The following is a 24,784-nucleotide window of genomic DNA, read 5'->3' as shown; positions in this document are numbered from 1 at the left end:
ACGGGCGACATTCAGATCGGGGGTGTCGCGCGGCCCTGCATGGCCTCCCACACCCGGGACGGGGTGAGCGGCATGTCGGCGTGCCGGACACCGAACGGGGCGAGTGCATCCACGACCGCGTTCACCACGGCCGCGGGCGATCCGACCGTCGCGGACTCACCGATGCCCTTCGCGCCGATCGGGTGATGCGGCGACGGGGTCACGGTGAAACCGGTCTCGAGCTTCGGGACCTCGAGCGCGGTGGGGATCAGGTAGTCCATCAGTGATCCGCCGAGGCAGTTGCCGTCCTCGTCGAACTCGATGATCTGCATGAGCGCCATACCGATGCCGTCGACGATGCCGCCGTGGACCTGCCCCTCGATGATCATCGGGTTGATGCGCGTGCCGCAGTCGTCGACGGCGAGGAACCGCCGCACCTTCACCACCGCGGTGCCGGGATCGACATCGACGACGCAGAAGTACGCGCCGTAGGGGTACGTCAGATTCTCGGGGTTGTAACAGATCTGCGCGTCGAGGCCACCTTCGATTCCCTCCGGCAGGTCGCCGGCGCCGTGCGCCCGCATCGCGATGTCCTGGATGGTCACCTTCGCCGAGGGATCGCCCTTCACATGGAATACGCCCTTCTCCCATTCCAGATCCGCGACCGAGGCCTCGAGCATGCCCGAGGCGATGATCTTCGCCTTGTCCCGGACCTTGCGGGCCACCAGCGCCGCGGCCGCCCCCGACACCGGTGTCGACCGGCTGCCGTACGTGCCGAGCCCGAACGGCGTGTTGTCGGTGTCGCCGTGCACGACGTCGATGTCGTCCGGTGGGATCCCCAGCTCCTCCGCCACGATCTGTGCGAACGTCGTCTCGTGACCCTGTCCCTGGGTCTGCACCGACAACCGCACGACGGCCTTGCCCGTCGGGTGGACGCGCAGTTCGCAGCCGTCGGCCATGCCCAGGCCGAGGATGTCCATGTCCTTCCGGGGGCCGGCACCGACGGCTTCGGTGAAGAACGACATGCCGATTCCCATCAGCTCGCCGCGTTCGCGGCGTTCCTTCTGCTCCTCCCGCAACTGCTGGTAGCCGATCATGTCCATGGCCTTGCGCATGGTGGTCTCGTAGTCGCCCGAGTCGTACACCCACCCGGTCTTGCTGGTGTACGGGAACTGTTCCGGCCTGAGCAGATTCTTCAGCCGCAGTTCCGCCGGATCCATCTTCAGGTCGAACGCCAGGCAGTCGACGAGCCGCTCGACCAGATACACGGCCTCGGTGATGCGGAACGAGCAGGCGTACGCCACCCCGCCGGGCGCCTTGTTCGTGTAGACCGCCGTCATCGCGCAGTGCGCGGCCTCGATGTCGTAGCTGCCGGTGAAGACGCCGAAGAAACCGGCCGGATACTTCACCGGGGCCGCCGTGCCGTTGAACGCACCGTGATCGGCCAGTACCTTCGTGCGGATCGCGAGGATCTTGCCCTCGCTGGTCGCCGCGATCTCGCCGACCATGATGTAGTCGCGGGCGAAGCCCGTGCTCATCAGGTTCTCGCTGCGATCCTCCATCCACTTCACCGGTTTGCCCGTCACGAGCGACGCCACGATCGCGCACACGTATCCCGGGTAGATCGGGACCTTGTTGCCGAATCCCCCGCCGATGTCCGGGGACACCACCCGGATCTTGTGCTCCGGGATCCCCGAGACCAAGGCGTAGACCGTCCGGTGCGCGTGCGGCGCCTGCGACGTGGTGTACAGGGTGAGCTTGCCGGACACCTTGTCGACGTCGGCGATCGCACCGCACGTCTCCATCGGAGCCGGATGCACCCTGGGGTAGACGATCTCCTGCTTCACCACCACGTCCGCCTTCGCGAACACCGCCTCGGTCGCGGCGGCATCGCCTGTCTCCCAGTCGAAGCAGTGATTGTCCGTCTTGCCGTCGAGGTCGTCGCGGATCACCGGCGCGTCGGGCGAGAGCGCGGCGCGCGCGTCGACGACGGGATCGAGCATGTCGTATTCGACGTCGATCAGTTCCAGCGCGTCCCGGGCCGAATAACGGTCCTCGGCGATGACGAACGCCACCTCCTGGCCCTGGAAACGCACCTTGTCGGTGGCCAGCACGGCCTGCACGTCGTTGGACAGCGTCGGCATCCAGGCGAGGTTCTTCGCGGCGAGGTCGGCGCCCGTCACCACTGCCGTCACCTTCGGGTGTTCCTGTGCGGCAGTGGTATCGATGTTCACGATCCGCGCGTGCGCGACCGGCGACCGCAGGATCGCCAGGTGCAGCATGCCGGGGAGGGTGATGTCGTCGACGTAATTTCCGAGCCCCCGGATGAAGCGGGGGTCCTCCTTGCGCAGCATGCGGCCGTGGCCGCAGGGTTTCTTGTCGTTGTCGACGATATCCGCGCCGCCAGACGGCGGGCGGGATTCGACGGTGGTCATGATGCACTTCCAGTCGTCGCGTGTTCCTCGACTGTCATCGGTGCGCCCTCGGCGCCCCGCGTCTTGTCCTCCTGCACGTCCGCGTCGAAGTCGCCTGCCGGTTCCGGCTCGGCGGCCTCGCCCGCCCGATGGTCGGCAGCCCACTGGATCGAGCGCACGATCGTGGTGTACCCGGTGCAGCGGCAGATCTGGCCGGAGATCGCTTCCCGGATGGTGGCCTCGTCGGGGCTCTCCTCCCGGTCGAGTAGTGCCCGCGCCGTCATCATCATGCCGGGGGTGCAGAACCCGCACTGCAGTCCGTGGCACTGCATGAAGCCCTGCTGGACTGGATCGAGTTCGCCGTCGTGTTCGAGGCCCTCGACCGTGCGAACGTCGTGTCCGCTCGCCATCGCGGCGAGCATCGTGCACGACTTCACCGGATCGCCGTCCACGGTGACGACGCACGTGCCGCAGTTGCTGGTGTCGCAGCCCCAGTGGGTTCCGGTCAGGCCGAGCTGGTCGCGGAGGAAATGGACCAGCAGCATGCGCGGTTCCACCTCGGCGCTCACTGTCTCACCGTTGACGGTCATGTTCACCTGCATGGCTATGCCTCTTCTCCGGTCGGCTCGTGCTCCACGTCGCTGCGGAGCACCCGGTCGACCGCTGTACGGAGTGTGCGGATCGTGAGTTCGGATGCGAGATGGCGTTTGTAGTCGACGGTGCCGCGGGCGTCGGCGACGGGTTTGCAGGCCTGCGCGGCCATCCGCCCGGCCTGGGCGAACGCCTCCTCGGACGGGGGACGTCCGATCAGGTAGTCGGCGACATCCGAAAGTCCGGACGGATCCGGGTCGACCGCAGTGAGGCCGACCGCTGCCCGGGCGATCTCGCCGCCCTCCACCGTGACGGCCGCTCCGGCCGCGGTGACCGCCCAATCCCCGGTCCGCCGTTCGACCTTGGCGTACGCGCTGGAGCTGTGGCCGTGGACGGGTATCACGATCTCGATGAGCATCTCGTTGTGTGCGAGCGCCGTCTCGTACGGCCCGACGAGGAACTCGGACATGGGGATCTCGCGGCGTCCGCCGGGCCCACGTACCACGCAGGTGGCGTCGAGAACAGAGCAGACAGTGGTGAGGTCCTCGGCCGGATCCGCCTGGCACAGCGATCCGCCGATGGTCCCGCGGTTGCGGACCACCGGGTCGGCGATCACCTTCTCCGCGTCGCGGAAGAGGGGGAACGCCGCCGCAAGTTCGTCCGATTCGAGCAGCCGGCGGTGCCGTGTCATCGCACCGATCCGCAGCCTCGACCGCTCGGTCGTGATGTAGCCGAGTTCACCCTCGAGGTCGTTGATGTCGATGAGGTACTCGGGATTGGCGAGGCGAAGTTTCATCATGGGGAGCAGGCTGTGGCCGCCTGCGACGAGGCGGGCTTCGTCGCCCAGCCGGTCGAGCAGGGCGATGGCGTCCTCGACGCCCGTTGCACGCTCGTATTCGAAGGATCCTGGTACTTGCATTGTGACCTACCTCACAAACGTGGATCCTCTCAGCCTGCGCAAGAACCGGTGGTCCGTCAACCCCGGCTGAACCGCCCTAGTCGACGTAGGAATCGACGGGTTCCTCGTGGTGGATCCGGCCGCTCGACTCCGCCAGCGGGCGCCCCGTGCCACCCCACCGGCGGGCGATGATCTCGGCGGCGATGGACACCGCAGTCTCCTCGGGTGTCCGGGCGCCGATGTCCAGGCCGATGGGGCTCGACAGCCGGTCGAGTTCGGTGTCGGTCAGACCGGCCTCACGTAGGCGTTCACGCCGGTCCAGGTCCGTTCTGCGGGAGCCCATGGCGCCGATGAACGCGACGTCCGGGAGGCGCAGCGCCGTCTCGAGGAGAGGGACGTCGAACTTGGGGTCGTGGGTGAGTACGCAGATCACGGTCCGGCCATCGATGGCCTGGGCATCGGCCTGCGCAGCGAGATACCGGTGCGGCCAGTCCACCACCACCTCGTCGGCCGTCGGGAACCGCGCGTGTGTCGCGAACACCGGACGGGCGTCGCAGACCGTCACCCGGTATCCCATGAAGGCACCCTGCCGGGCCACCGCGGCGGCGAAGTCGATGGCCCCGAACACGAGCATGCGCGGCCTCGGCGCGTAACTGGCGACGAACACCTCCATGCCCTCGCCGCGTCGCTGACCGTCGGTGCCGTACGTCAGGACGGTGCTGCCGCCCGCCGCGAGGAGGCCCCGGGCGTCGTCGGTGACCGCGGAATCGGCCCGGTCCGAGCCGAGCGAACCGCTCACGCTCTCGGGCCGGACGACCAGCCGGCGCCCCACCCGAGCCGCATCGGGATGCGCCACGACGGTCGCCACCGCGACCGGCAGGTGATTGTCGATGTCCCGGGTGATCTCACCGAGCTCCGGAAAATTGTCCCGCGACACGGGCTCGACGAAGATGTCGATGATTCCACCGCAGGTCAGACCCACCTCGAACGCGTTCTCGTCGCTGATCCCGTACCGCTGCAGCACCGGCGTGCCGGACGCCGAAACCTCGGATGCGAGTTCGTAGACCGCTCCCTCGACGCACCCGCCGGACACCGAACCGGACGCGCTCCCGTCGGGCGCCACGACCATCGACGCCCCCGGCGGTCGCGGCGCGGAGCGGAACGTGCGGACCACCGTCCCGACACCCGCCGTCCCACCCGCGGTCCACACCGCCATCAGGTCCGCCAGCACGTCGCGCATCAGCACCCTTCCCGCTCGAGTCCGACGTGTGATACACGCTCAGCACCAAGCTTATTCCGCCGAGGCGAGTTTGGCCCGGGAGACGGGAACCTCGACTTCGACCGGCGACAGCGGGAACGGGGGCGTGCCCACCCCGGCGATCCGGAAGTGGCCCCACGGGTCGCGCTCCGCGAGCGCCGCGGGCACTTCGGGACCGTCCCCGATCGTGAGGAACAACGGGGCGCGGTTGCGGCGTTTCGCCTCGTCGACGCCGTCGCCGACGACGCGGCCGTACCAGTGGTAGAGGCCGTCCAGTGGTTCGATGTGACCGTTCAGGAAGACCTCGACGGCCACGGTCAGGTCGCCGGACGTGAGCACGCCGGGCCCGCGGTACTCGGTGTCGTCCTCGCGCTCGGCGAGCGAACTCAGCTCGAAGTGCCGGTCGTCGGGGGTGCGCGTGTGCCGCCAGTAGGATGCGCTCGACCCGGGCCACGCCGCCCGATTGTGGCCGGTGGAATCGAGGTACCAGCTGTCGCAACCCCCCGAATTCCACACCGAGCCCGCGAGTTTGCGGTGGACCACCCGGTTGAATTCGCGCTGCGCGCCCGCGCGCACCTCGATCCGGGTCGCGTCGCGGTTCTTCATCAGCGCCAGGCATCGGGTGATGTAGTGCGCCTGGGCCTCGATGACGAAGACGATCGACTGGTTGCCGCCACCGGAATTCGGCCCCATCATGAGGAAGAAGTTCGGGAACCCCGCGACCGCGACGCCCAGGTACGCCTCCATGCCGTCGCGCCAGGCCCGCTGGATCGTCAGGCCGCGGCAGCCCACGATGTGCTCGTTCTCGAACCGGTCGCCGACCGCGAATCCCGTGCCGTAGACGATGACGTCCGCCTCGTGCATCGTTCCGTCTTCGGTGCGGATCCCGCGTTCGGTGACCTCCGAGATACCCGAAGTGACCAGATCGACGTTCCCGCGTTGCAGGGCCGGGTAGAAATTGCTGGACACCAGAATCCGCTTGCAGCCGATGATGTAGTCGGGGGTCAGTGTGGCACGCAGTTCGGGATCACGCACCTGCCTGCGCAGCAGACCCCGGGCGGCCGACTCCAGCACCGTCATCAGTCGCGGGTGCAGGAACCCGGCGATCAGCGATTCGTGACTCCAGTAGATCGCACCGCGGTAAGCCTTCTGGACTCCGGGAACAGCCTTGAACACCGCCTTCTCCCCGGCGGTGATCGGACGGTCCAGCTTCGGCAGGATCCAGTGCGGCGTCCGCTGGAAGACGTCGACGTGCGCGGCCGTCCTCGCGATCTCCGGGACGAACTGCACGGCACTCGCTCCGGTGCCGATCACCGCCACCCGCTTACCGCTCATGTCGACCGAGTGATCCCACTCGGCGGAATGGAATGCCACACCCGAGAACGACTCCCGGCCGGGAAAATCCGGGACGCTGGGTTTGTGCAGCGGTCCCGGACCGGCGACCACGATGCGGGGGTGATAGACGGAACCCGACCGGGTCTCCACCCGCCACCGGTCGGTGGTGTCGTCGAACTCGTAGGAGATCACCTCGGAGCCGAACCGGATGTGTGGTGCCAGATCGTAGTCGCGGACCACCCGTTCGATGTAGTCGAGAATCTCGGGCTGCCGCGCGTACATCCGGGTCCATTTCCGGTTGGGCGCGAAGGAGAACGAATACATCAGCGACATCACGTCGCAACCACATCCGGGATACGTGTTCTCCCGCCACGTTCCGCCCACCCGATCGGCCTTCTCGAGAACGACGAAGTTCTCCTCGCCCGCCTCCTTCAGCTTGATCGCCATGCACAGTCCGGCGAATCCGGTGCCGACGACGAGGACGTCCGGCTCGGTGATTCCGGTTGTCACAGGAATCCCCCGCGCCGCCACAGCGCGCGGGACGTCGCTCGCATCAGGCCGTTCTCCTCGAGGAACGCGGCCAGCGACTCGAACCCCCGTCGTTGATTTTCGCGAAAGTGAGGATTTGCCAGCGCCTGTCGACGTGCCTCTTTCGGATCCAGCCCGGCCCGCTCGTACATGGCCGGGTTGGTGAACAGCCGATGGAACAGCGGGCCGCCGATGCCCTGCACCGTTCCGACCCACAGCCGGTCGATCCGGTGGCCTTCCGCGACGCGGCGACGCACCCCCTCGCGCGCGAATCGGATGTGCCGGGACTCCTCGGTGACGTGGATCCGCATCAGCCGGGAAATCATCGGCTGCAGCTGCGGGTCCGCGAGGACGCGCCGCTGCGTGGCGTCGAAGATCTCCTCACCGATCAGCGCGGCCACCCAGAGCATGGTTCCGCGAAATGTCTTGGGCAGCACGTTGACCACGACTGCCTGATACCACCGGAGCTGGAAGGGCTTGGTGCCCATCTGCTCGATGGCGCGCCCGAACATCGTCATGTGCCTGCACTCGTCGCCCATCTCGGTGAGCGTGTACCGGGTGTGCAGCGAGCTCGGATCGTTGTGCAGCAGCGCACGCAGGAGCGCCTGGTTGAGGATGTTCTCGAACCAGATTCCGACACTGAGGATGTTCGCCGATTCCTGCCGGGACAGCTCGATGCGCTGCGCCTCGCTCATCCGGTCCCACATCTCGGTTCCCCACAGGGACAGGACCTGCGGCGGCAGGAAGTACTTGCCGTCCTCGAGGGGCGCGTCCCAGTCGATATCGACCACGGGGGCGTACGAACGCTTGACGGATCCGGCGAGGAGCCGCCCGGCGACTTCCTCCCGACCGATCGTGTGTGAACGCTGAGACATCGCTGATCCCTTCGTCGAGCGCGATTCCATCTCGTTGCCGTTTATAGGTAAAACGTAAACCCGGGTGTGACGCAGGTCAATGGTTATCTGTGACCCGAGTTCACATTTGTGGCTTCTGTTTGCGCCCACCCCACCCGAACAGCACAATCAGGGCCGTGAGGACGCAGCCGACGCCACCGAGCCCCGGCGAACTCCGGGAACGGATCCTCGACGCGGCCGAGGAATGCCTGATCGAACTCGGTTACAGCACCCGGCTTCATGCGGTCATCGCCGAGCGAGCGGGACTGTCCCGGCCCACGCTCTACAAACACGTCGGCGATCAGTCCGCCATCCTCGAGGCCCTCTTCCAACGGGAGATCTCGCGGTTCTTCGTCGTGCTCGACCCGGTGCTGCGGGGACGGCAGAGCCAACTCCAGGTGCGATTCGTCGACGCCGTCGTGTTCGCCGTCCAGTACGCAAACGGACACCGGTTGCTACAGAAGGGATTGCGCGACGACCCCGACGTGGTGCTCCCCTGGTTCACGATCAAGGCGAAGCCGATGATCGAACTCGGGGCGCAACTTCTGACCCCCCACTTCGAGCGCCTGTTCGCTCCCGAGCAACTGTCGGGAGTGAGCCCCACCGCCATCTCCGAGTGGGCGTTCCGCATCATCGGCTCGCTCATCATCACGGAGGGGATCGTGGACACGTCCGACGAGCGGGCTCTGCGCGAGTTCGTCCGATCCCTGCTGGCGATCGCGTTCATGCCACAACCGGACATTCATATTCCTTGACGCGTATATACGCGTAGGCGCATGCTCGGGTCATGGCACCGGACGTGTTCACCGTGGTCGCCGAACCACAGCGCCGCAGGATCCTCGAACGGCTGCGGGCCGGCCACGCCAGCGTCGGCGAACTCGTCGACCAACTCGCCCTGCCCCAGCCGACCGTGTCCAAACACCTGCGGGTGTTGCGGCAGGCCGGATTCGTCACCTGCCGCACCGCGGCCCAGCACCGCATCTACAGCCTGCACCGCGAACCGTTCGACGAGTTCGACGCGTGGCTGCAGCCCTACCGCCGGCTGTGGGCGAATCACCTCGATGCGCTCGAGCGGCACCTCGAATCGAAGGAGACCCCGTCATGACCGAATCAGACGCACGCCGCGACTACCGCCCCGGCCCACTGCGGCACGTCGAAGCACGACCCGACGGCACCCGATGGGCTCTGACCTTCGTTCGCGACTTCACCCACTCGCCGGCGGCGCTGTGGACCGCGCTCACGGACCCCGGCGAACTTCCACAGTGGGCGCCGTACACCGCGGACCGGAACCTCGGAACAGTCGGTCCCGCGACCCTGATCATGGTCGACGGGCAGAACCGCACCGAACTCGACGGCACCGTGACCCGGGCCGACTCACCGCACGCCCTCGAACACGCCTGGGGTGACGACGTCCTGCTCTGGACGATCGAAGAAACCGACGCGGGCACCCGACTGACCCTGCGCCACACGGTCGACGACCAGCGAACCGCGGCGATGACGGCCGCCGGGTGGCACATGTGTCTGGACGTCGCCGAGGCCCTACTCGGCGGCAATCCGATCGGACCGATCGTCGGCGCCGAGGCGATGAACTACGGCTGGCGCGAACTCAACGAGCAGTACTCCGAACGCTTCGGCGTCGAACCGATCGATCCAACGCTGCAGTGAAATCGGAGACGGGCGTCCGCCGCTCCCCGTACCGTTGACGCATGGGACTGCAATGGGAAGCCGTGGTGGTCAACGCTCTCGATCCGACAGCCCTGGGACGCTGGTGGGCCGAGGCCCTGGGCTGGGGAGCCGTGACCGACTCCGACGGCGACGTCCACATCCGGCCCCGGGCCGACAGCCACCCGGAGATCCTGTTCGTGGCGGTTCCGGACCGGAAGCAGATACCGAACCGCCTGCATCTCGACTTCCAGCCCGACGATCAGCAGGCCGAGGTCGCGCGGCTTCTCGGGCTCGGCGCCCGGCACGCGGATGTCGGTCAGGGCGAGCAGAGTTGGGTGGTGCTCGCCGATCCCGAGGGCAACGAGTTCTGCGTCCTGTCCAGCCGGCGCTGACGCCGATCAGGCCACCTTCGCCCGCAGGGTCCGCAGCGTCTCGTGCTGCACGACGAGGACCCGGCCCACCGGGAGCCCGAGCAGGCCCGCGGTGTCGTGCACGGACAGCCCGTCGATGACCCGCAGCAGGACGATCTCCCGGGCGGTGGCGTCGAGATGGCGTAGCAGCACGGCCACTTCCGCCGGAATGTCCGGACTTCCGACCGCGCTGCCGTGGGCGTCCGCGACGGTCCGGCTCACGACGCGATACACCTCGCGGACAGGATGGTCACTGCGAGCGAGAGCCGGAAGTTCGCACGCGACCGCGAGCAGCGCTTCGTGCGCCACCTCGTCCGCCGGCCGCGTGACCTGCGCGGAATCCCCCACGCGGGTACGGCAATAGCGCACCACCTGCGGCCACAGCGTCGTCATCACCCGCTCGACAGCCTCGCGATCCCCCGCCGCGGCGGCCGTCGCTGCCGAATGTAATTCCTCGTCGAGCACACTCATATGACCCTCGATCCCCCGACCTCGCCGTCTCCGGTCATCCGTCACGGCGCTTCCGTACTCATCTTCCGGCACACCAGGGGTCAACACATCCGGGAGGTTCCCCATTTCCCGGTGCGTGAAACCCCTTACATGTCCGGCTTCCTCCGCAGGTTCTTGGTCTGGCCGCGTTGTTTCTTGGCGTCGAGTCTTCGTCGGTGCGAACCCTTGGTCGCCTTGGTCGGACGCCGAGTGCGGGTTTCGGCGAGGACCGCCGCGCGCAACAACGCCGCCATCCGGGCCCGGGCAGCGCGCCGATTGCGCAGCTGCGAACGGGTTTCGGACGCCGTCACGGTAAGCACCCCGTCAATGAGCCTGTGTCCCAGCTGAACCTGCATGCGTTCGAGCTGGGACGGCGACAGCGTCGACAACGTCCACAGGTTCACCCGCAACTCCACCCGCGAGTCCGTGGTGTTGACGCCCTGACCGCCGGGACCGCCGGCGCGGGAGAACCGCCACTGCAACTCGGCGGCCGGAACGACGAGCGACCGCGTGATCTCGAGGTCGTCGGTGACCTCGCCGCCGGGAAACACCGGAGGAACTTCGCTCACACTCCCAGCGCCCGAGCGAGCACCGGCCAGGAATCGTGCAGGTCGTCCTGCCAGTATCCCCACGAGTGTGTGCCCGAGTTACGGAAACTTGCGGTTGCAGGTATTCCCAGTTCCCCCAGGCGATCCGTAAATCGATGGGTGCAGTAGTTGGTCACCGCTTCGATGGGACCACCCGCGTAGATCTGACGCGCGAGCGTCGCGACGTTCCCGTCGATCCCGGGGCCGTCCAGGGTCTCGTGGCGCCCCGGCAGACCGTTGCCGTTGGAGAGGAACAGTTCCGTTCCGCGCAGTTCGGCGGCGTGAATGTAGGGATCGTTCGCCGCCCACGCCGGATCGTCCGCCTTCCCGTACATGTTGGCCGGGTTGCCGTAGCCGTAGTTGTCCATGGTGATCTTGATGAAGAGCTGACCGAGCGGATCACTGGTCAGAGCGCAACCGCTGTAGGCGGCCACACCGCGGAACAGGCCGGGAGCGGCAATCGCCAACTGCAGAGCGGCAGTACCCACCCGTGACATGCCGGCGAGCGCGTTGACTCCGTTGGTGCCGAGGGCCGCGTCGACGACCGGCGGAAGTTCCTGAGTCATAAAGGTCTTCCACTTGTTCACCCCCATCACCGGGTCGGGGCTCTTCCAGTCCGTCCAATACGCGTTCTCGCCGCCGGACGGGCTCACGACGTTCACGTTCTGGTCGTCCAGGAACTCTTCGACATCGGTCTTCTCCCGACGGACCTGACCGTCGAGGAAGTACAGCGTCGGCCTCGGCACGCTGGTGTCGGCGGGGCGCTGCACGTACACCGGAACGACCCGCTGCATCGACGCCGAGAAGACGTGCAACGTCAGGTGTCTCGAATCGATCACGGTGACGTGATCGAGCGTCGACCCGTTCGGCGCCACCGCGGAACCTAGCGCCTGACCGGTGTCGACGATCGGATCGGCGGCCGCCGCGACGGTGCCGCCGAGGCAGAGAGAGACCACGGTCACAGCCGTCACGGCCGCTGTTCGCAATTTCCCCCGAAAGATCTGTCGTGTCACGACCGAGTACCGCCCTCCACCCGCACGAATTCCGGTCCCGGGCATGCTAACAGTTCCCGCGATGCCGAGTAACGGAAGAGCCCTTCCGCGCGATGAACATCCGACCCCCCACGTTCATTGAAGGACCGGCATGACGCTTCCCCCGCCCTCATCACCTGCCACTCGTAAGAAGTGGCCCTGGATCACCGGCGGGATCGTCGTAGTCGTGGCCGCGGTCTCGTTCCTCAGCCCCGGACAGGACGACCAATCGGCCCAGGCCACAGCGGTATCCGCGTCCGTGACGCCCACGGTCGCCGATTCGACGACGGCGCGTGCCGCGTGGAGTTCGTCGCCACCGGTGCCGGTTTCGTCTGCGCTCGCCCTCTCACCCGTCGAACCCGCCGCGGCCGGCGGCGCCGACGCGACCGCCGCGTTGCAGCAACTCGCCGGCCTCGAGGTCAAGGGACGCGCACCGAAGACCGGCTACGACCGGGATCTCTTCGGCCAGGCGTGGACCGACGACGTCACCGTCGACGGCGGTCACAACGGGTGCGACACGCGGAACGACATCCTCGGGCGCGACCTCGAACAGATCGTGTTCAAGCCGGGCAGCCGCGACTGCGCGGTACAGACCGGAACGCTGCTCGACCCGTACACGGGCAACACCATCTCCTTCGTTCGCGGTGAGGGCACGTCGAATGCCGTGCAGATCGATCACGTCGTCGCGCTGTCCGACGCCTGGCAGAAGGGGGCGCAGCAGCTCGACACCGCGACCAGGACGAACTTCGCGAACGATCCGCGGAACCTGAAAGCCGTCGACGGCCCCACCAACCAGCAGAAGTCGGACGGAGACGCCGCAACCTGGCTGCCCCCGAACAAGAGCTATCGGTGCACCTACGTGGCCGATCAGGTGGAGGTGAAGGCCGCGTACGGGCTGTGGGTGACCCAGGCCGAGCACGATGCGATCGCCCGGGTTCTCCAGGACTGCGGGGCGGCGACGCCTGCGGTCGCGCCCGCTCCGACTACCAGCACGGTCCCGGAAGCAGCACCTGCGCCCGCTCCCGCTCCCGTTCCCGCTCCGGCACCCGCACCGGTCCCGTTCGTCGACACGGCACCGCCGAGCGACGTCTACTACAAGAACTGTTCGGCGGCCAAGGCGGCCGGTGCCGCGCCGGTCCGCATCGGCGAGCCGGGCTACGGCACCCACCTCGATCGCGACGGCGACGGCGTCGGCTGTGAGAGCTGATCCGGGCCTGACGCGACAAGCACCTCCGCCACCAGTTAACCTGAACTGCCTGCAGGGACGTCGGGTACCTGTAGCGCATTCGTACATGTCAGAAAGATGAGATCGGCATGACCACTGCACCCGACGCACTCGGGCACCCCCCACATACCGACGAACCGGCAGTCGCCCGCACGTATTCGAAGCCGGCGTTGTCGGCGCGCGAGATCGAGGTTCTCCGCCACTGGTTGCGCGGCGACTCCAAGCTCGCCGTCGCCGCCGACCTCCACATCGCGCTCGGAACGGTCAACACGCACCTGACCCGCATCCGCGAGAAGTACGCGCTGGTCGGACGTGATGCGTCCACCAAGACGGCGCTGCTGGTGCGGGCCCTTCAGGACGGGATCATCACGATCGCCGAACTCTGACGTGTCTACGCCCTGCGCAGGGCGTTCCGGTCGATCTCGGCCACCGACGTCAGGCCGCTGAGACCCATCGTGAGGTCGAACTCGGCGATCACGTTGGCGGTGGCGTCCCGCGCACCGGCCTGACCTGCGAGGGCCAGGCCGTACAGGTGGGGTCTGCCGAGCGTCACCGCGTCCGCACCGAGGGCGAGGGCCTTGAAGACGTCTGCTCCCGTGCGGATTCCGCTGTCGAGGAGCAGCGTCAGCCTGCCGTCGACGACGGGCGCGATGTCCACGAGCGCGTCCAGCGACGACACGCTGCCGTCCACCTGCCGCCCACCGTGATTCGACACCACGATGCCGTCCACCCCGGCGTCGAGCGCGCGCCTGGCGTCGTCGGGGTGCAGCACACCCTTGAGGAGGATCGGCAGCGACGTCCTGCTGCGGAGGGTCTCGATATCGGCCCAGCTCAGCGACGGCCGGGAGTAGATGTCGAGGAACGTCTCCACAGCGGCCCGCGGTTCCGGCGACCGCAGGTTGTCGAGGAAGCGGCCCGGGAAGCGCCGGGTCATCGACACCAGCGACCGGATCGCGCCGAGCGTCACCTCGACGTCCGCCTTGCCTGCGGCGGCCTTGATCCGCTCGTGCACGATCCGGCGGAACACCGGATCGGACGTGTACTGCGCGATCCCCTGCCCCTGAGCGAAGGGCAGCGAGCCGAGGTTGAGGTCTTCCGGGCGCCAGCCGAGCATGGTCGTGTCGAGGGTGACGACGACGGCGTCCGCACGAATGTTCTCGGCACGCTGGAGCAGGCTGTCGACGAGATCGTCGTCGGTGCTCCAGTACAGCTGGAACCACCGGGGTGCGTCGCCCATCGCCGCCGCACTCTCCTCCATCGGTGCGCAGCCCTGGTTGGAGAAGATGTACGGCACACCCAGTTCGGCGGCCGCGGCCGCGATCGCCACATCCGCCTCCGGCCTGGCCAGTTCGGCCGCGCCCACCGGGGCGAGCAGCACCGGGGCCGGAATCCTGCGCCCGAACAACTCGACCCCGATGTCGCGCTTCGAGACGTCGCGCAACACCCGGGGAACGATCTGCCACTTGTCGAACGCATCGCGGTTGGCCTGCATCGTGCGACCCAGCCCCGCGCCGCCGTGGACGTACGCCCACCCCTTCGCGCTCATCTTCCTCTTCGCGCGTCGCTCCAGCGTGTCGAAGTCGGTGGGAACGGAGGGTGTGCGGCCGAGGACGCCGTCGCGGTAGATCAGATTCTGGCGGGCCCGGCCCGGACTGTCCTGGTTCTCGCTCGCAGACATGCGCCGAGTCTTCCACAGGCCGGCACGAACCGACGGCAGGTCGCCGGGACGCGTAGGTTTGTGACCGGCACCACACCGAACCCCAGACATCCCAGGAGACCGAGATGCCCGACCGCCCGTCCCTCACCGGCGCTCCCTGCTGGATCGATCTCACCAGTTCCGACCCACGACAGGTCATTCCGTTCTACACCGGACTGCTCGGGTGGAGGTCGGACACCAACGAGGATCCGCAGTACGGCGGTTACTCCATCTTCAGCATGAACGGCAAACCCATTGCGGGCCTTGGCCCGCAACAGCAGGGCAACCCGTACGGCAACGTGTGGACCACGTACATCGCGTCCGAGGACGCGGAGGCCACCGCGGCGAAGGCCGCCGAGGCGGGCGGCCAGGTGATGATGCCCGCGATGGTCGTGGGCGACCAGGGCACGATGGCCATCCTCGGTGATCCGGCCGGCGCCGTGATCGGCGTGTGGCAGGCCGATCAGCACGACGGCTTCGGTCTCGTGGACGAGCCCGGCGCGCCCGTCTGGCACGAAACGCTGTCGCGGAACTACGCGGCGGCGCTCCCGTTCTACGCGGACGTTTTCGGCTGGACCTTCCGGACCCTCGGCGACACAGACGAATTCCGGTACTCGCAGGCGAACCTCGGCGACCGCACCGTGGCCGGAGTCATGGACGCCGACTCGTTCCTGCCCGAAGGCGTCCCCTCGTTCTGGCAGTTCTACATCGGCGTCGAGGACACGGATGCGGCGGTCGCGAAGGTGACCGAACTGGGCGGCAACGTCCGGCGCGAACCGGAGGACACCCCGTTCGGGCGGCTCGCGTCCGTCGCCGACCCGCTCGGCGCCACCTTCCAGATCACGACGCTGCAGTCCTGATCCGGTGACGGTGGCGCGCAGAACGCGCCACCGTCACACCGGGCCGAACGGCGCCTGCGCCTCCTTGGCGTCCCAGATGTCGAGGAGCGAGCGGAGAATCTCCTCCGACATGCCCAGGCCCCCGAGATGGCTTTCCCCGTGCATCGTGTGGAACTCGGCGTCGGGAAGAAGCGACACCATGTGCTGCCCGTGCCGGAGCGGAATGATGTGGTCGCAGTCGCCGTGCCACCACCGCACCGGGGTCTTCACCGCATTCACCCGGAATCCCCAGTCCCGCGCGAACAGGACGAGGTCGGCGAACGGTGCACTGAGCTGCTTACGGCCGCCGTTGAGCAGATCGTCGAGGAACATCGCCTTGAACTCCGGCCGCGCGAGCAGACGGCGGTCGCCCTCCGGCGACAGCCGCCCGTACAGGTCGATGATCGGCGACGCGAACGGTCTCGCCAGCCTGATCACGGAACTCGCCGCCAACCCGACGGGGACACCGCCCGCCGACAGCACCGGAGCCGCCAGGACGGCGAGATCCATCAGCCCGCTGCGGATCGCGTCGGGACCCTTCGTCGGCGCGACACCCCCGAGGATTCCGGTCGCGACCACGCGGTCGGGCATCGCGTACGCCGCGGCCAGTGTGTAGGGCCCGCCACCGGACAGGCCGACCACGGCCATCTGGTCGACGCCCAGCGTGTCGGCGACCGTCCGCAGGTCTTCGGCGAAGTCGATCACGGCGCCGTAGCGGTGCGGCGTCGACGACCCGACCCCCGGCCGGTCGATCCCGATCAGCCGCACGTGCTCGCGTTCGGCGAACGCCCGGGCCTCCATCGGCACCTGACGCCGCGCACCGGGTGTGCCGTGCAGCCAGAACACCGCCCTGCCCTGTGCCGAACCGAACTCCGCGAAGCCGAGCCGACGCCCCTCGCCTACCGCGACCGTGCCCTCCAACTGCGGGCGTGCGATATCCACCATGCCCACAGCTTCGCACGTGACACCCGTCACGTTTCCGCCCGGGACCCGATCAGCGGTGTGCGGTGGACGTGAACTGGTAGGTCGCGGCATCGACGATCTGCTCGGGAGACACCTCGATCTCGCCGTTCAGCCACGCCGTCATGAGCTCCGCGAGCCCGCCCACGAACAGCAGCGCGGTGATCTCGTCCTGCGGCGACGACCACGCCCGGTCGCCGTAGAGTTCCTTCGATTCCTCCGCGACCAGCAGGGCGAACGCCCGCAACAATTCACGCCGTCGCGTCCGCAGCGGTTCGGCGCCCGCCGATTCGATGATCGACACCCGCCCTTTCCTCGGGTCCGCCGTCAGGATGTCGACGAACGTCGCGATCGCCGCCCGCGCCCGCACCTCGGGGTCGCCGGTCACGGTCTGGAGGGTGACCCGCGTCGCCTCCGCGATCTCCGCGGCAATGCCCTCGATCACCTGCACCAGCAGGTCGTCCCGGTCGCGGAAGCCCTCGTAGAAATAGCGTTCCGTCAGTTTCGCCTCGGCGCAGATCGCGGTCATGGTCGCCTTCTCGCCACCCACGGTGCCGAACACCTGCAGTCCTGCCTCGAGCAGTCGCGCGCGCCGGTCCGCGGCGCGTTCCTCCGAACTTCGACCGCGGTACTGGCGCGCCGGTGAACTCATGACTCGATGTTGACAGACCTACAGGTGTGACGCACACTACACACATCTGACAGAGAGTCCTGTCACATACGCCACGAGGAGGGCCGATGCCCAAAGTTCTCGCTGCTCCCCCACCACAAAGCACCCTGCAACCCATCTCGGGCAATGCCGGATTCCCCGTCATCGGACACTCACTGGACTACTTCCGCGACCCGATGGGACTGCTGCAGAGTCGCTGGGATCGCTACGGCCCCGTGTCGTGGCTGAGCATGGCAGGCAAACGGTGGGTCACCGTGCTCGGACCGGACGGCTGCCAGACGGTGCTGCAGAACAAGGACCGGGCCTTCGTCAACAGCGACGGGTGGAGCGTGCTGATCGGGCCGTTCTTCCACCGCGGGCTGATGCTGCTCGACGGCGACGAACACCTCGCCCACCGGCGAATCATGCAGCAGGCCTTCACCCGCGACCGGCTGTCGCGCTATACCGAGGCACTCCATCCGGCCGTCGAGAAGGGGCTCGACGGCTGGCAGCCCACCCCGGGCTTCGCCGCGTACCCCGCGCTGAAGGAGCTGACGCTCGATCTCGCCACGAGCATCTTCATGGGCGGCGCCGAGGGGTCGACGCCCCGGGAGATGGCCGAGATCAACAAGGCGTTCATCGACAGCGTGCAGGCCGCCACGTCGGTGGTGCGGTATCCCCTGCCCGGAACGCGGTGGAAGCGCGGCATCGACGGGCGCGCACGACTCGAGGAGTTCTTCCGCCGCTACCTGCCCGCGCGGCGAGCGGGCGCCGGCGACGACCTGTTCTCCGCGCTGTGCCACATCGAATCCGAAGAGGGGCAACGGTTCAGCGACGACGACGTCGTCAACCACATGATCTTCCTGCTGATGGCGGCGCACGACACGTCCACCATCACGCTGTCGACGATGATGCAGTACCTCGGTCAGCACCCCGACTGGCAGGAGCGGTGCAGACGGCAGTCGGCGGCACTGGGCACGTCCACCCCGACCTACGGTCAACTCGACGAACTGACCGACCTCGACCTCGTCATGAAGGAATGCCTGCGCCTCGTTCCGCCGGTCCCGGTGGTCGCCCGCCGCGCGGTCGAGGACACCGAGGTGCTCGGCCACTACATCCCCCGGGGCACGTACATGTCGGTGGTCGTGCACTTCACCCACCACATGCCCGAGTACTGGCCCGATCCGGAGAGGTTCGACCCCGAACGGTTCGCACCCGAACGCCGCGAGGACAAGGTTCACCGGTTCGCGTGGGAGCCGTTCGGCGGCGGCGTGCACAAATGCCTGGGGATGCACTTCGCGGGCGCCGAGATCAAGACGGTCATGCACCACCTGCTGCGGCGATTCGACTGGCAGGTGAGCCCCGGCTACGTCGCCCCGCTCAACTACACCTCGCTGCCGTTTCCCTCCGACGGCCAGCCCGTGGACCTGTACCACCGTGTCGGCTGAGCCGACTCTCCACATTGCGGGCTGAGCCGATATCCCAAGTGCAGCCTGAGCCGATACACCATAGTGGAAGTCATGACCGTTACGGCGCCCCCGCTCGACGTGTATTCGCAGCCGACGCTGTCCGCCCTGATGCCGTCCGTCCTCGCCGCACTCGGCGTTGCCGGCGAACCCAACCGGCTGCACCTGCCGGACAGCAGGCACACCGTGGTGTTCTTGATCGACGGCCTCGGCTGGACATCGCTGCGTCGCCACCGCGACCACGCCCCGTTTCTCGACAGCCTGACGGGACGGCCGATCCGGGCCGGCTTCCCCACCACGACCGCCACCAGCATCGCGTCGTTCGGCACGGGGTTGCCGTCCGGTAGTCACGGCATCACCGGCTACCAGTCATACGTTCGTGAGGTTCGCGGCACGCTCAACTGGTTGTCGTGGCGCGCGGGCCACAAGGGCGACGAACTCACCCGGCTGGTGCCCGAGGTCGTCCAGCCCGCTCCGACCGTGTTCGAACGCGCCGCGGCAGCCGGTATCACGTGTACGACGGTGGTTCCCGCGAAGTTCGACGGGTCCGGGCTCACCCGCGCCGTCCTCCGCGGCGGCACGTTCGCAGGAATACACGCATACGGTGACCTGATCGCGCACGTCGTCACCGCGGCCCGGGCAGGCGACCGGACCCTCACCTACTGCTACCTCAGCGAAATCGACACGCTCGGTCACATTTACGGACCGGGATCCGAATCCTGGTTGCACCAGGTCGCCCTCGTCGACCGGCTCGTCGAGAGGCTCGCCGCGGGACTCGCGGCGGCACAACCCGACACCCACCTGTACGTCACCGCCGACCACGGCATGGTCATCGTCGACGACGCGGACAAGATCGACTTCGACGCCACTCCCGTCCTGTCGGACGACGTGGTGGCGCTCGCCGGCGAACCGCGGTGCAGGCACGTCCACACCCGCGCCGGAGCCGGGCACGACGTCGCCGACCGGTGGAGGAGTGAACTGGGACACCGAATGTGGATCGGCACGAGGGACGAGGCCGTCACGGCGGGACTGTTCGGCCCGGCCGTGCGGTCCGAGGTGCAGGGCCGTATCGGGGACGTCGTCGCCATCGCCCAGGGCGGGGTCGCGGTGGTCCGCCGCAAGGCGGAGTCGAGGCTGTCCGCCCTGCCCGGGCAGCACGGCGCACTCAGCGACGACGAGTTGCTGATTCCTCTGCTGCACGGCGCCACCACGTAAACCCGGGTCGCTCACCGGTCCGCGCGACCACTCCTGATAGAAATGACGAACAGCGTTGATTTCAGGAGAGATTCATGCCCCGCTCTGCGGTACCGAATACCGGCTCCATCATCACGACCATCCGCACGAAGTGGGCCTGGATCCTCGCCGGGCTGTTCGTCGTCGTGCTCGTCACGATGCTCACTCCGGACCCCGACGACACCCTTGCCGCCGGAACCGGACCGGTCGCACCCTCGGAAGTCACTGACGCACAACAGATACAGACGGCGTTCACGCAACTGTCCACCCTCGAGGTGAAGGGCCGGGCACCCAAGACGGGCTACGACCGGGAACTGTTCGGCGCCAGCTGGACCGACAACGTGTCGGTCGAACTCGGACGCAACGGCTGCGACACCCGCAACGACATCCTGCGACGCGACCTCGTCGACATCACGTCACGGGACCGCACCCGCAACTGCGTGGTGCAGTCGGGCACGTTGCGGGATCTCTACACGGGCACCATCATTGCGTTCACCCGGGGCACGAAGACGTCGGACGCCGTGCAAATCGATCACGTGGTGGCACTCTCGGACGCGTGGCAGAAGGGCGCTCAGCTCCTCGACGCGCAGACCCGGGCGGACCTCGCGAACGATCCCCGCAATCTGCAGGCGGTGGACGGACCCACCAATCAGCGCAAGAGCGACGCCGACGCGTCGACATGGCTGCCCCCGCTGGCGGCGTACCGCTGCACCTACGTGGCGCGGCAGGTGGAAGTGAAAGTGGCGTACCGGCTCTGGGTGACGCCGCCCGAGCGCGATGCGATGGCCGCGGTGCTCACCGGCTGCGGAGCCCGGTGATCACGCGCCGGGCGGGGTGAGCCGGTTCTCGGAGCCCGTGTCGACCGACGGGGCCGGCGCACCGGAATCCCAGTCGACGGAGTTGTTGGACCCGGTGAGTTCGAGGGAGTCGAGGGACACGGCGCGCACGAAGTTGTCGTTGCCACTCACCGTCATCGCACCGGAGTCGTCCACGCTCACGGAGTTCCCGCTGCCGCCGACCGAGATCCGCCCCGCCTGCTTGCCGAGCACGGTGACGGCGTTGCCCTGCACGTCGATCGACTCGACGACGTCGATGGTGGCACTGTTGCTGCGTCCCGAGATGGTGAGCGTTCCGGTCTGCCCGCCGACGACGTTGGTGTCCTGACCGTTCACGACGACCGCGTTCGACGTCGCGACGTTCGCCGAGACGCCGTTGGCCTCGATGGTGACGGTGCCGCACTCGCCGTCGAGGACGACCACGGCACCGTCCCTGTCGACGATCACGTCGCGGCCCGCGCAGTCACCGCCCGAGTTCAGTTCCACCGCAGAGCCGGACACCGTCGAGGTGCTGCCGCCGCCGGTGCTCCCGCCGCCGCAGCCCGCGAGGGCCACGGCGCCGGACATCAGCACCGCGACGGCGACCGACTGCCGGGTGACACTCATCGACCCCTGCTTTCCTGACCCCGACGGGCCCGGATCAGTTCTTCGCGAGTACCGGCATCGTCACGACCTGGGCCGCGTAGGACAGCCCGGCTCCGAAGGCGAGCAGCAGGGCGGTGTCGCCGGGCTTGGTTGCGCCGGACTGCAGCATCTCCTCCATGGCGAGCGGCACCGACGCGGCCGACGTGTTGCCGCTCTCGGCGATGTCGTCGGACACGGGCACGTTCTCGGGGAGCTTCATGCTGCGGGCGATCACCTCGGTGATCCGCGAGTTGGCCTGGTGCGGGACGAACGCGTCGAGATCGTCGACCGACATGCCGGCCTTCTCGATCGCCCGCAGGGCCACCTTGCCCATCTCGAAGGCGGCCCAGCGGAACACCGCAGTACCGGCCATCTTGATGTACGGGCGCGTGGCACCCGGCGTCGTGATGTATTCGTACCAATCCAGGTCCTGCACGATGGCGTCGGCCTGGGCGCCGTCCGAACCCCACTCCACCGGACCGATGCCGGCGACGTCGCTCTTGCCCACGACCACGGCGCCGGCGCCGTCACCGAAGATGAATCGCGTCGAGCGGTCGGTGGGGTCGGTGGTGATGCTCATCTTCTCGACGCCCACGACGAGGGCGTAGTCGACGGACCCTCCGCGAACCAGATCCGACGCCACGGTCAGCGCGGTGCAGAAGCCCGCGCAGCCACCGCCGAGATCGAACGCTCCGGGCCCGTTGGTGCCCAGGGCGTCGGCCACCACCGCCGCGGCGGGCGGGGTCAGCAGGAGGTACGTCGACGTCGCGACGATGACGCAGCCGATCTGCTCGGGATCGATCCCGCTCGCTTCGATCGCCTTACGCCCGGCTTCGATGGACATCGTGACGACGTTCTCGTCCTCCGCCGCGAACCGCCGGTTGCGGATACCCGAGCGCGACTGGATCCACTCGTCGTTCGAGTCGATCAGTTCACAGATCTCGTCGTTGGTGACGACCCGTTCGGGCCGGTACACGCCGAGCCCGAGAAGGGCGGACTGCCGACCTCCAGCCACGGTGGCAATCTGCTTTCCCATCGATCGATCTCCTCATCAGGTCCCGCGTGGTTACGCGCAGTGTGGACTTGTCGCCAGCACACGTTACGTCGGCGACCGCCCAGCGGGTAGCACCGGTTCCTGTTACTCGTCGGTAATATCGGTTCGGTGGGGGTGCCGATGAAACGAACACTGCGGTCAAACCGACACTTTCGTAAGAACAGACTTGTTAGACTTCTGGCGATTTCCAGCAGTTGATCACCGGTAGGGGGAGTGGTCTCTTCGGGCCACGCAGTGCCGCCTGCTGCTAGAGATGGAGTGTCCTTCGTGAAGCGAACCAGAGCTCTTGCAGCAGCGTCACTCGTCGGCGCGGCCGTGACGTTGATCGCATTCGCCGGCCCAGCCGCCGCGAATCCCAACGCCATCAATCCGATCCCCGGACTCAACGGCACCAACGGGATTCCACACCTCACCGGACGCACCCAGGCGGTCGCACAGCAGACCGGCATGCTCAGCCCGAACCGCACCCAGGATGCCAACGTCCTCGGCACCGACCTCGGCATCATGTGGGACAACGGCCAGGGGCAGGTCCTCACGGCGTTCGGCGACTCCGCCGGGCTCGGACTGCCCAACCTGCTGTCGGGCAGCCTGTGGGCCTGGCGCAGCAGCACACTGTTCCGCAGCACGGACGGCATCCTTGCCGACGGGATGAACTTCGACAGCTCTCCCCGCGACATCTTCGGCCAGTCCAAGGAGCTCGTCCCGAGCCCGAAGATCCCGTTCGTCGAAATCAGCCGCATCCCCACCGCCGGCGTCGCCGTCGGCAACACCCAGGTTCTGAGCATGATGTCGGTGAAGAACTGGGGACCGGCGGGAACGTGGGACACCAACTACTCCGGTCTCGTGTACTCACACGACAACGGCGAGAACTGGACCGTCGCCCCCGAGACGCAGCGCCCGAACGTCGGCGGCAACGCCAACTTCCAGATGAGCGCCTTCGTCAAGGCCGACGGCTTCGTCTACCAGTACGGAACACCCGCCGGCCGCGGCGGACTCGTCCACATCGCGCGGGTTCCGGAACCCCAGATCATGGACCTCGGCGCGTACGAATACTTCGACGGCGCCAAGTGGATCAAGGGCAACCCCGACGTCGCCAAGCCGATCATGCCGGGCGGAGTCGGCGAACTGTCCGTCGCGTACAACGAGTACCTCGGCCAATACCTCATGCTGACCACCGACCAGTACAACTCCGTGGTCATGCGCCGCTCCCCGTCGGTCACCGGACCGTGGGGCCCACCGGAGGTGCTCGTCGACACCCGGGAGCTGCCCACGGCGTACGGCGCCTACATCCACCCGTGGTCGTCGGGCCGCGACCTCTACTTCCTCACGACGGTGCACAACAACTACAACGTGCTCCTCATGCGGACCACACTCACTCCGTAGCCCGCGTACTAGCGTCGGGGCATGGATGCAGCTGCCTGGGACGAACGGTATTCACAGAGCGACTTGGTGTGGGGCGCGCCACCCAACGCCGTCGTGGTCGAGCGGGTCACCTCGCTCCCCCGCGGCCGCGCACTCGACCTCGCATGCGGCGAGGGCCGCAACGCGCACTGGCTCGCCACCCGCGGCTGGGAGGTGACGGGGCTCGACTACTCGGCCGTGGCCGTCGACAAGGCCCGCCGGGTGGCCGCCGAGGCACCCCGCTCGGTCCGCGAAAGGCTCGACTACCGCGTCGCCGACGTCACCGATACGGACCTCGGCGGCGAGTACGACCTCGTGCTCATGATCTACCTCCATCTCGCCCCCGAGGAGCGTCTGCAGGTTGTGAACCGCGCCATATCTGCGCTGAAACCTGATGGAATCCTCATGATTTTGGGGCATGACGCCGTTAACTTGTCGCAGGGAGTCGGGGGTCCCCAGGACGCTGAAATCCTATACACACCAGACGATTTGGTGAACTCGTTCGGCGGGCAACTCTCCGTCGACGTCGCCGAACGACGATTCCGCGAGACGGACGCCGGAACGGCGATCGACGCGCTCGTCGTCGCCCACCGCCCGAGTCTTGGCAGTCAGGTAAATCGGGCGTAATATCGCTGATGTTACCGACGAGTAATAACTTGGGCGGTACTAACGGATAGACCGCAC

General features: G+C 67.6%; 26 protein-coding genes. 12 read left to right on the top strand and 14 right to left on the bottom strand.

The annotated features are described in order from the left end of the window. Nucleotides 1-11: 11 nt before the first annotated feature. The 6 genes from QM841_RS03370 to QM841_RS03345 all read right to left on the bottom strand — a co-directional run bounded on the left by QM841_RS03370 (nt 12) and on the right by QM841_RS03345 (nt 7,908). The gene (locus QM841_RS03370) at nt 12-2,414 is read right to left on the bottom strand and encodes an aerobic carbon-monoxide dehydrogenase large subunit (protein WP_283330908.1); all 2,403 of its coding nucleotides are present in this window, start codon (nt 2,412-2,414) and stop codon (nt 12-14) included. Then, a complete protein-coding gene (locus tag QM841_RS03365) occupies nt 2,411-2,995 on the bottom strand; it encodes a (2Fe-2S)-binding protein (RefSeq protein ID WP_283330907.1) in 585 nt (194 codons plus the stop codon). Before QM841_RS03365 ends, QM841_RS03370 begins: the two co-directional genes overlap by 4 nt. A gap of 2 nt (nt 2,996-2,997) precedes the next feature. Continuing rightward, nucleotides 2,998-3,903, bottom strand: coding sequence for an FAD binding domain-containing protein (locus tag QM841_RS03360; RefSeq protein WP_283330906.1), 906 nt, complete (start codon nt 3,901-3,903; stop codon nt 2,998-3,000). A 76-nt stretch (nt 3,904-3,979) separates the two neighbouring features. Then, on the bottom strand, nt 3,980-5,122 hold the full coding sequence (locus tag QM841_RS03355; protein ID WP_283330905.1) for an XdhC family protein: 1,143 nt from the start codon (nt 5,120-5,122) through the stop codon (nt 3,980-3,982). Between the two features lie 51 nt (nt 5,123-5,173). Beyond that, nucleotides 5,174-6,985, bottom strand: a complete 1,812-nt coding sequence (locus QM841_RS03350) for a DUF4873 domain-containing protein (RefSeq protein WP_283330904.1) — start codon at nt 6,983-6,985, stop codon at nt 5,174-5,176. Next, nucleotides 6,982-7,908 (bottom strand): AurF N-oxygenase family protein, encoded by a 927-nt coding sequence (locus tag QM841_RS03345; RefSeq protein WP_283330903.1) that lies wholly within the window; start codon nt 7,906-7,908, stop codon nt 6,982-6,984. Before QM841_RS03345 ends, QM841_RS03350 begins: the two co-directional genes overlap by 4 nt. A gap of 125 nt (nt 7,909-8,033) precedes the next feature. Between QM841_RS03345 and QM841_RS03340 the strand changes: the two genes are divergently transcribed. The 4 genes from QM841_RS03340 to QM841_RS03325 are packed head-to-tail and all read left to right on the top strand — an operon-like array spanning nt 8,034 to nt 9,953. Continuing rightward, on the top strand, nt 8,034-8,651 hold the full coding sequence (locus QM841_RS03340; RefSeq protein ID WP_283330902.1) for a TetR/AcrR family transcriptional regulator: 618 nt from the start codon (nt 8,034-8,036) through the stop codon (nt 8,649-8,651). 32 nt (nt 8,652-8,683) lie between these two features. Further along, nucleotides 8,684-9,001: an ArsR/SmtB family transcription factor gene (locus QM841_RS03335; protein ID WP_283330901.1), complete on the top strand. Its 318-nt coding sequence runs from the start codon at nt 8,684-8,686 to the stop codon at nt 8,999-9,001. Further along, nucleotides 8,998-9,561 carry an SRPBCC family protein gene (locus QM841_RS03330; protein WP_280780663.1) on the top strand — a complete coding sequence of 188 codons (564 nt, stop codon included), beginning with the start codon at nt 8,998-9,000 and terminating at the stop codon, nt 9,559-9,561. The genes QM841_RS03335 and QM841_RS03330 overlap by 4 nt, the downstream gene beginning before the upstream one ends. A 41-nt stretch (nt 9,562-9,602) precedes the next feature. Next, nucleotides 9,603-9,953: a VOC family protein gene (locus tag QM841_RS03325; RefSeq protein ID WP_280780662.1), complete on the top strand. Its 351-nt coding sequence runs from the start codon at nt 9,603-9,605 to the stop codon at nt 9,951-9,953. Nucleotides 9,954-9,959: 6 nt separating this feature from the next. Here QM841_RS03325 and QM841_RS03320 read toward each other — a convergent pair whose 3' ends face one another. From QM841_RS03320 to QM841_RS03310, 3 genes are all read right to left on the bottom strand, one after another. Beyond that, nucleotides 9,960-10,442, bottom strand: a complete 483-nt coding sequence (locus QM841_RS03320) for a sigma factor-like helix-turn-helix DNA-binding protein (RefSeq protein ID WP_283330900.1) — start codon at nt 10,440-10,442, stop codon at nt 9,960-9,962. Between the two features lie 125 nt (nt 10,443-10,567). Beyond that, nucleotides 10,568-11,029: an alternative ribosome rescue aminoacyl-tRNA hydrolase ArfB gene (gene arfB / locus QM841_RS03315; RefSeq protein ID WP_502943209.1), complete on the bottom strand. Its 462-nt coding sequence runs from the start codon at nt 11,027-11,029 to the stop codon at nt 10,568-10,570. After that, nucleotides 11,026-12,018: an alpha/beta hydrolase gene (locus QM841_RS03310; RefSeq protein ID WP_283330899.1), complete on the bottom strand. Its 993-nt coding sequence runs from the start codon at nt 12,016-12,018 to the stop codon at nt 11,026-11,028. The genes arfB and QM841_RS03310 overlap by 4 nt, the downstream gene beginning before the upstream one ends. A gap of 172 nt (nt 12,019-12,190) precedes the next feature. Here QM841_RS03310 and QM841_RS03305 point away from each other — a divergent pair, with 172 nt between their 5' ends. Continuing rightward, nucleotides 12,191-13,285, top strand: coding sequence for a GmrSD restriction endonuclease domain-containing protein (locus QM841_RS03305; protein WP_283330898.1), 1,095 nt, complete (start codon nt 12,191-12,193; stop codon nt 13,283-13,285). Nucleotides 13,286-13,392: 107 nt separating this feature from the next. Continuing rightward, nucleotides 13,393-13,689 (top strand): response regulator transcription factor, encoded by a 297-nt coding sequence (locus tag QM841_RS03300; RefSeq protein ID WP_280780657.1) that lies wholly within the window; start codon nt 13,393-13,395, stop codon nt 13,687-13,689. Between the two features lie 5 nt (nt 13,690-13,694). On the opposite strand, the gene QM841_RS03295 is transcribed toward QM841_RS03300, so the two are convergent. Continuing rightward, on the bottom strand, nt 13,695-14,981 hold the full coding sequence (locus tag QM841_RS03295) for an alpha-hydroxy-acid oxidizing protein (RefSeq protein ID WP_283330897.1): 1,287 nt from the start codon (nt 14,979-14,981) through the stop codon (nt 13,695-13,697). A gap of 104 nt (nt 14,982-15,085) precedes the next feature. Here QM841_RS03295 and QM841_RS03290 point away from each other — a divergent pair, with 104 nt between their 5' ends. Continuing rightward, nucleotides 15,086-15,859 carry a VOC family protein gene (locus QM841_RS03290; protein ID WP_283330896.1) on the top strand — a complete coding sequence of 258 codons (774 nt, stop codon included), beginning with the start codon at nt 15,086-15,088 and terminating at the stop codon, nt 15,857-15,859. 33 nt (nt 15,860-15,892) lie between these two features. Here the strand turns inward: QM841_RS03290 and QM841_RS03285 are convergent, their stop codons facing one another. Both QM841_RS03285 and QM841_RS03280 read right to left on the bottom strand, forming a co-directional pair. Continuing rightward, entirely contained in the window at nt 15,893-16,822 is a 930-nt protein-coding gene (locus QM841_RS03285; RefSeq protein WP_011597417.1) for an alpha/beta fold hydrolase, read from the bottom strand. Between the two features lie 49 nt (nt 16,823-16,871). After that, nucleotides 16,872-17,489 (bottom strand): TetR/AcrR family transcriptional regulator, encoded by a 618-nt coding sequence (locus QM841_RS03280; protein ID WP_283330895.1) that lies wholly within the window; start codon nt 17,487-17,489, stop codon nt 16,872-16,874. A gap of 86 nt (nt 17,490-17,575) precedes the next feature. Between QM841_RS03280 and QM841_RS03275 the strand changes: the two genes are divergently transcribed. The 3 genes from QM841_RS03275 (at nt 17,576) to QM841_RS03265 (ending at nt 21,003) form a co-directional block, all read left to right on the top strand. Then, nucleotides 17,576-18,934 (top strand): cytochrome P450, encoded by a 1,359-nt coding sequence (locus tag QM841_RS03275; protein WP_283330894.1) that lies wholly within the window; start codon nt 17,576-17,578, stop codon nt 18,932-18,934. A gap of 72 nt (nt 18,935-19,006) precedes the next feature. After that, nucleotides 19,007-20,167, top strand: a complete 1,161-nt coding sequence (locus QM841_RS03270; RefSeq protein ID WP_283330893.1) for an alkaline phosphatase family protein — start codon at nt 19,007-19,009, stop codon at nt 20,165-20,167. A 74-nt stretch (nt 20,168-20,241) separates the two neighbouring features. Then, nucleotides 20,242-21,003 carry an HNH endonuclease family protein gene (locus QM841_RS03265; protein WP_283330892.1) on the top strand — a complete coding sequence of 254 codons (762 nt, stop codon included), beginning with the start codon at nt 20,242-20,244 and terminating at the stop codon, nt 21,001-21,003. Here QM841_RS03265 and QM841_RS03260 read toward each other — a convergent pair whose 3' ends face one another. Together QM841_RS03260 and QM841_RS03255 are read right to left on the bottom strand one after the other, a co-directional pair. Further along, a complete protein-coding gene (locus QM841_RS03260; RefSeq protein WP_283330891.1) occupies nt 21,004-21,627 on the bottom strand; it encodes a DUF3060 domain-containing protein in 624 nt (207 codons plus the stop codon). It lies immediately after the preceding gene. 34 nt (nt 21,628-21,661) lie between these two features. Continuing rightward, nucleotides 21,662-22,681, bottom strand: a complete 1,020-nt coding sequence (locus tag QM841_RS03255; protein WP_105417277.1) for a beta-ketoacyl-ACP synthase III — start codon at nt 22,679-22,681, stop codon at nt 21,662-21,664. A 285-nt stretch (nt 22,682-22,966) separates the two neighbouring features. Between QM841_RS03255 and QM841_RS03250 the strand changes: the two genes are divergently transcribed. Together QM841_RS03250 and QM841_RS03245 are read left to right on the top strand one after the other, a co-directional pair. Then, nucleotides 22,967-24,082, top strand: coding sequence for a glycoside hydrolase family 183 protein (locus QM841_RS03250; RefSeq protein ID WP_283330890.1), 1,116 nt, complete (start codon nt 22,967-22,969; stop codon nt 24,080-24,082). A gap of 21 nt (nt 24,083-24,103) precedes the next feature. After that, nucleotides 24,104-24,727, top strand: a complete 624-nt coding sequence (locus QM841_RS03245; RefSeq protein WP_280780649.1) for a class I SAM-dependent methyltransferase — start codon at nt 24,104-24,106, stop codon at nt 24,725-24,727. Nucleotides 24,728-24,784 lie beyond the last annotated feature (57 nt).

The organism is Rhodococcus sp. IEGM 1307 (assembly GCF_030056915.1).
In the GTDB taxonomy this organism is placed as follows: Bacteria; Actinomycetota; Actinomycetes; order Mycobacteriales; family Mycobacteriaceae; genus Rhodococcus_F; species Rhodococcus_F opacus_D.
This window is presented reverse-complemented; position numbering and strand designations above follow the sequence as displayed.

Excerpts from the sequence above, each read along its gene's own strand:
- QM841_RS03275 (WP_283330894.1), top strand. The coding sequence starts at position 17,576 with ATGCCCAAAGTTCTCGCTGCTCCCCCACCACAAAGCACCCTGCAACCC.
- QM841_RS03265 (WP_283330892.1), top strand. The coding sequence starts at position 20,242 with ATGCCCCGCTCTGCGGTACCGAATACCGGCTCCATCATCACGACCATC.
- QM841_RS03365 (WP_283330907.1), bottom strand. The coding sequence starts at position 2,995 with ATGCAGGTGAACATGACCGTCAACGGTGAGACAGTGAGCGCCGAGGTG.
- QM841_RS03260 (WP_283330891.1), bottom strand. The coding sequence starts at position 21,627 with ATGAGTGTCACCCGGCAGTCGGTCGCCGTCGCGGTGCTGATGTCCGGC.
- QM841_RS03255 (WP_105417277.1), bottom strand. The coding sequence starts at position 22,681 with ATGGGAAAGCAGATTGCCACCGTGGCTGGAGGTCGGCAGTCCGCCCTT.
- QM841_RS03355 (WP_283330905.1), bottom strand. The coding sequence starts at position 5,122 with ATGCGCGACGTGCTGGCGGACCTGATGGCGGTGTGGACCGCGGGTGGG.
- QM841_RS03305 (WP_283330898.1), top strand. The coding sequence starts at position 12,191 with ATGACGCTTCCCCCGCCCTCATCACCTGCCACTCGTAAGAAGTGGCCC.
- QM841_RS03360 (WP_283330906.1), bottom strand. The coding sequence starts at position 3,903 with ATGCAAGTACCAGGATCCTTCGAATACGAGCGTGCAACGGGCGTCGAG.
- QM841_RS03285 (WP_011597417.1), bottom strand. The coding sequence starts at position 16,822 with ATGGTGGATATCGCACGCCCGCAGTTGGAGGGCACGGTCGCGGTAGGC.
- QM841_RS03290 (WP_283330896.1), top strand. The coding sequence starts at position 15,086 with ATGCCCGACCGCCCGTCCCTCACCGGCGCTCCCTGCTGGATCGATCTC.
- QM841_RS03280 (WP_283330895.1), bottom strand. The coding sequence starts at position 17,489 with ATGAGTTCACCGGCGCGCCAGTACCGCGGTCGAAGTTCGGAGGAACGC.
- QM841_RS03270 (WP_283330893.1), top strand. The coding sequence starts at position 19,007 with ATGACCGTTACGGCGCCCCCGCTCGACGTGTATTCGCAGCCGACGCTG.
- QM841_RS03345 (WP_283330903.1), bottom strand. The coding sequence starts at position 7,908 with ATGGAATCGCGCTCGACGAAGGGATCAGCGATGTCTCAGCGTTCACAC.
- QM841_RS03295 (WP_283330897.1), bottom strand. The coding sequence starts at position 14,981 with ATGTCTGCGAGCGAGAACCAGGACAGTCCGGGCCGGGCCCGCCAGAAT.
- QM841_RS03335 (WP_283330901.1), top strand. The coding sequence starts at position 8,684 with ATGGCACCGGACGTGTTCACCGTGGTCGCCGAACCACAGCGCCGCAGG.
- QM841_RS03370 (WP_283330908.1), bottom strand. The coding sequence starts at position 2,414 with ATGACCACCGTCGAATCCCGCCCGCCGTCTGGCGGCGCGGATATCGTC.
- QM841_RS03325 (WP_280780662.1), top strand. The coding sequence starts at position 9,603 with ATGGGACTGCAATGGGAAGCCGTGGTGGTCAACGCTCTCGATCCGACA.
- QM841_RS03330 (WP_280780663.1), top strand. The coding sequence starts at position 8,998 with ATGACCGAATCAGACGCACGCCGCGACTACCGCCCCGGCCCACTGCGG.
- QM841_RS03300 (WP_280780657.1), top strand. The coding sequence starts at position 13,393 with ATGACCACTGCACCCGACGCACTCGGGCACCCCCCACATACCGACGAA.
- QM841_RS03245 (WP_280780649.1), top strand. The coding sequence starts at position 24,104 with ATGGATGCAGCTGCCTGGGACGAACGGTATTCACAGAGCGACTTGGTG.
- QM841_RS03320 (WP_283330900.1), bottom strand. The coding sequence starts at position 10,442 with ATGAGTGTGCTCGACGAGGAATTACATTCGGCAGCGACGGCCGCCGCG.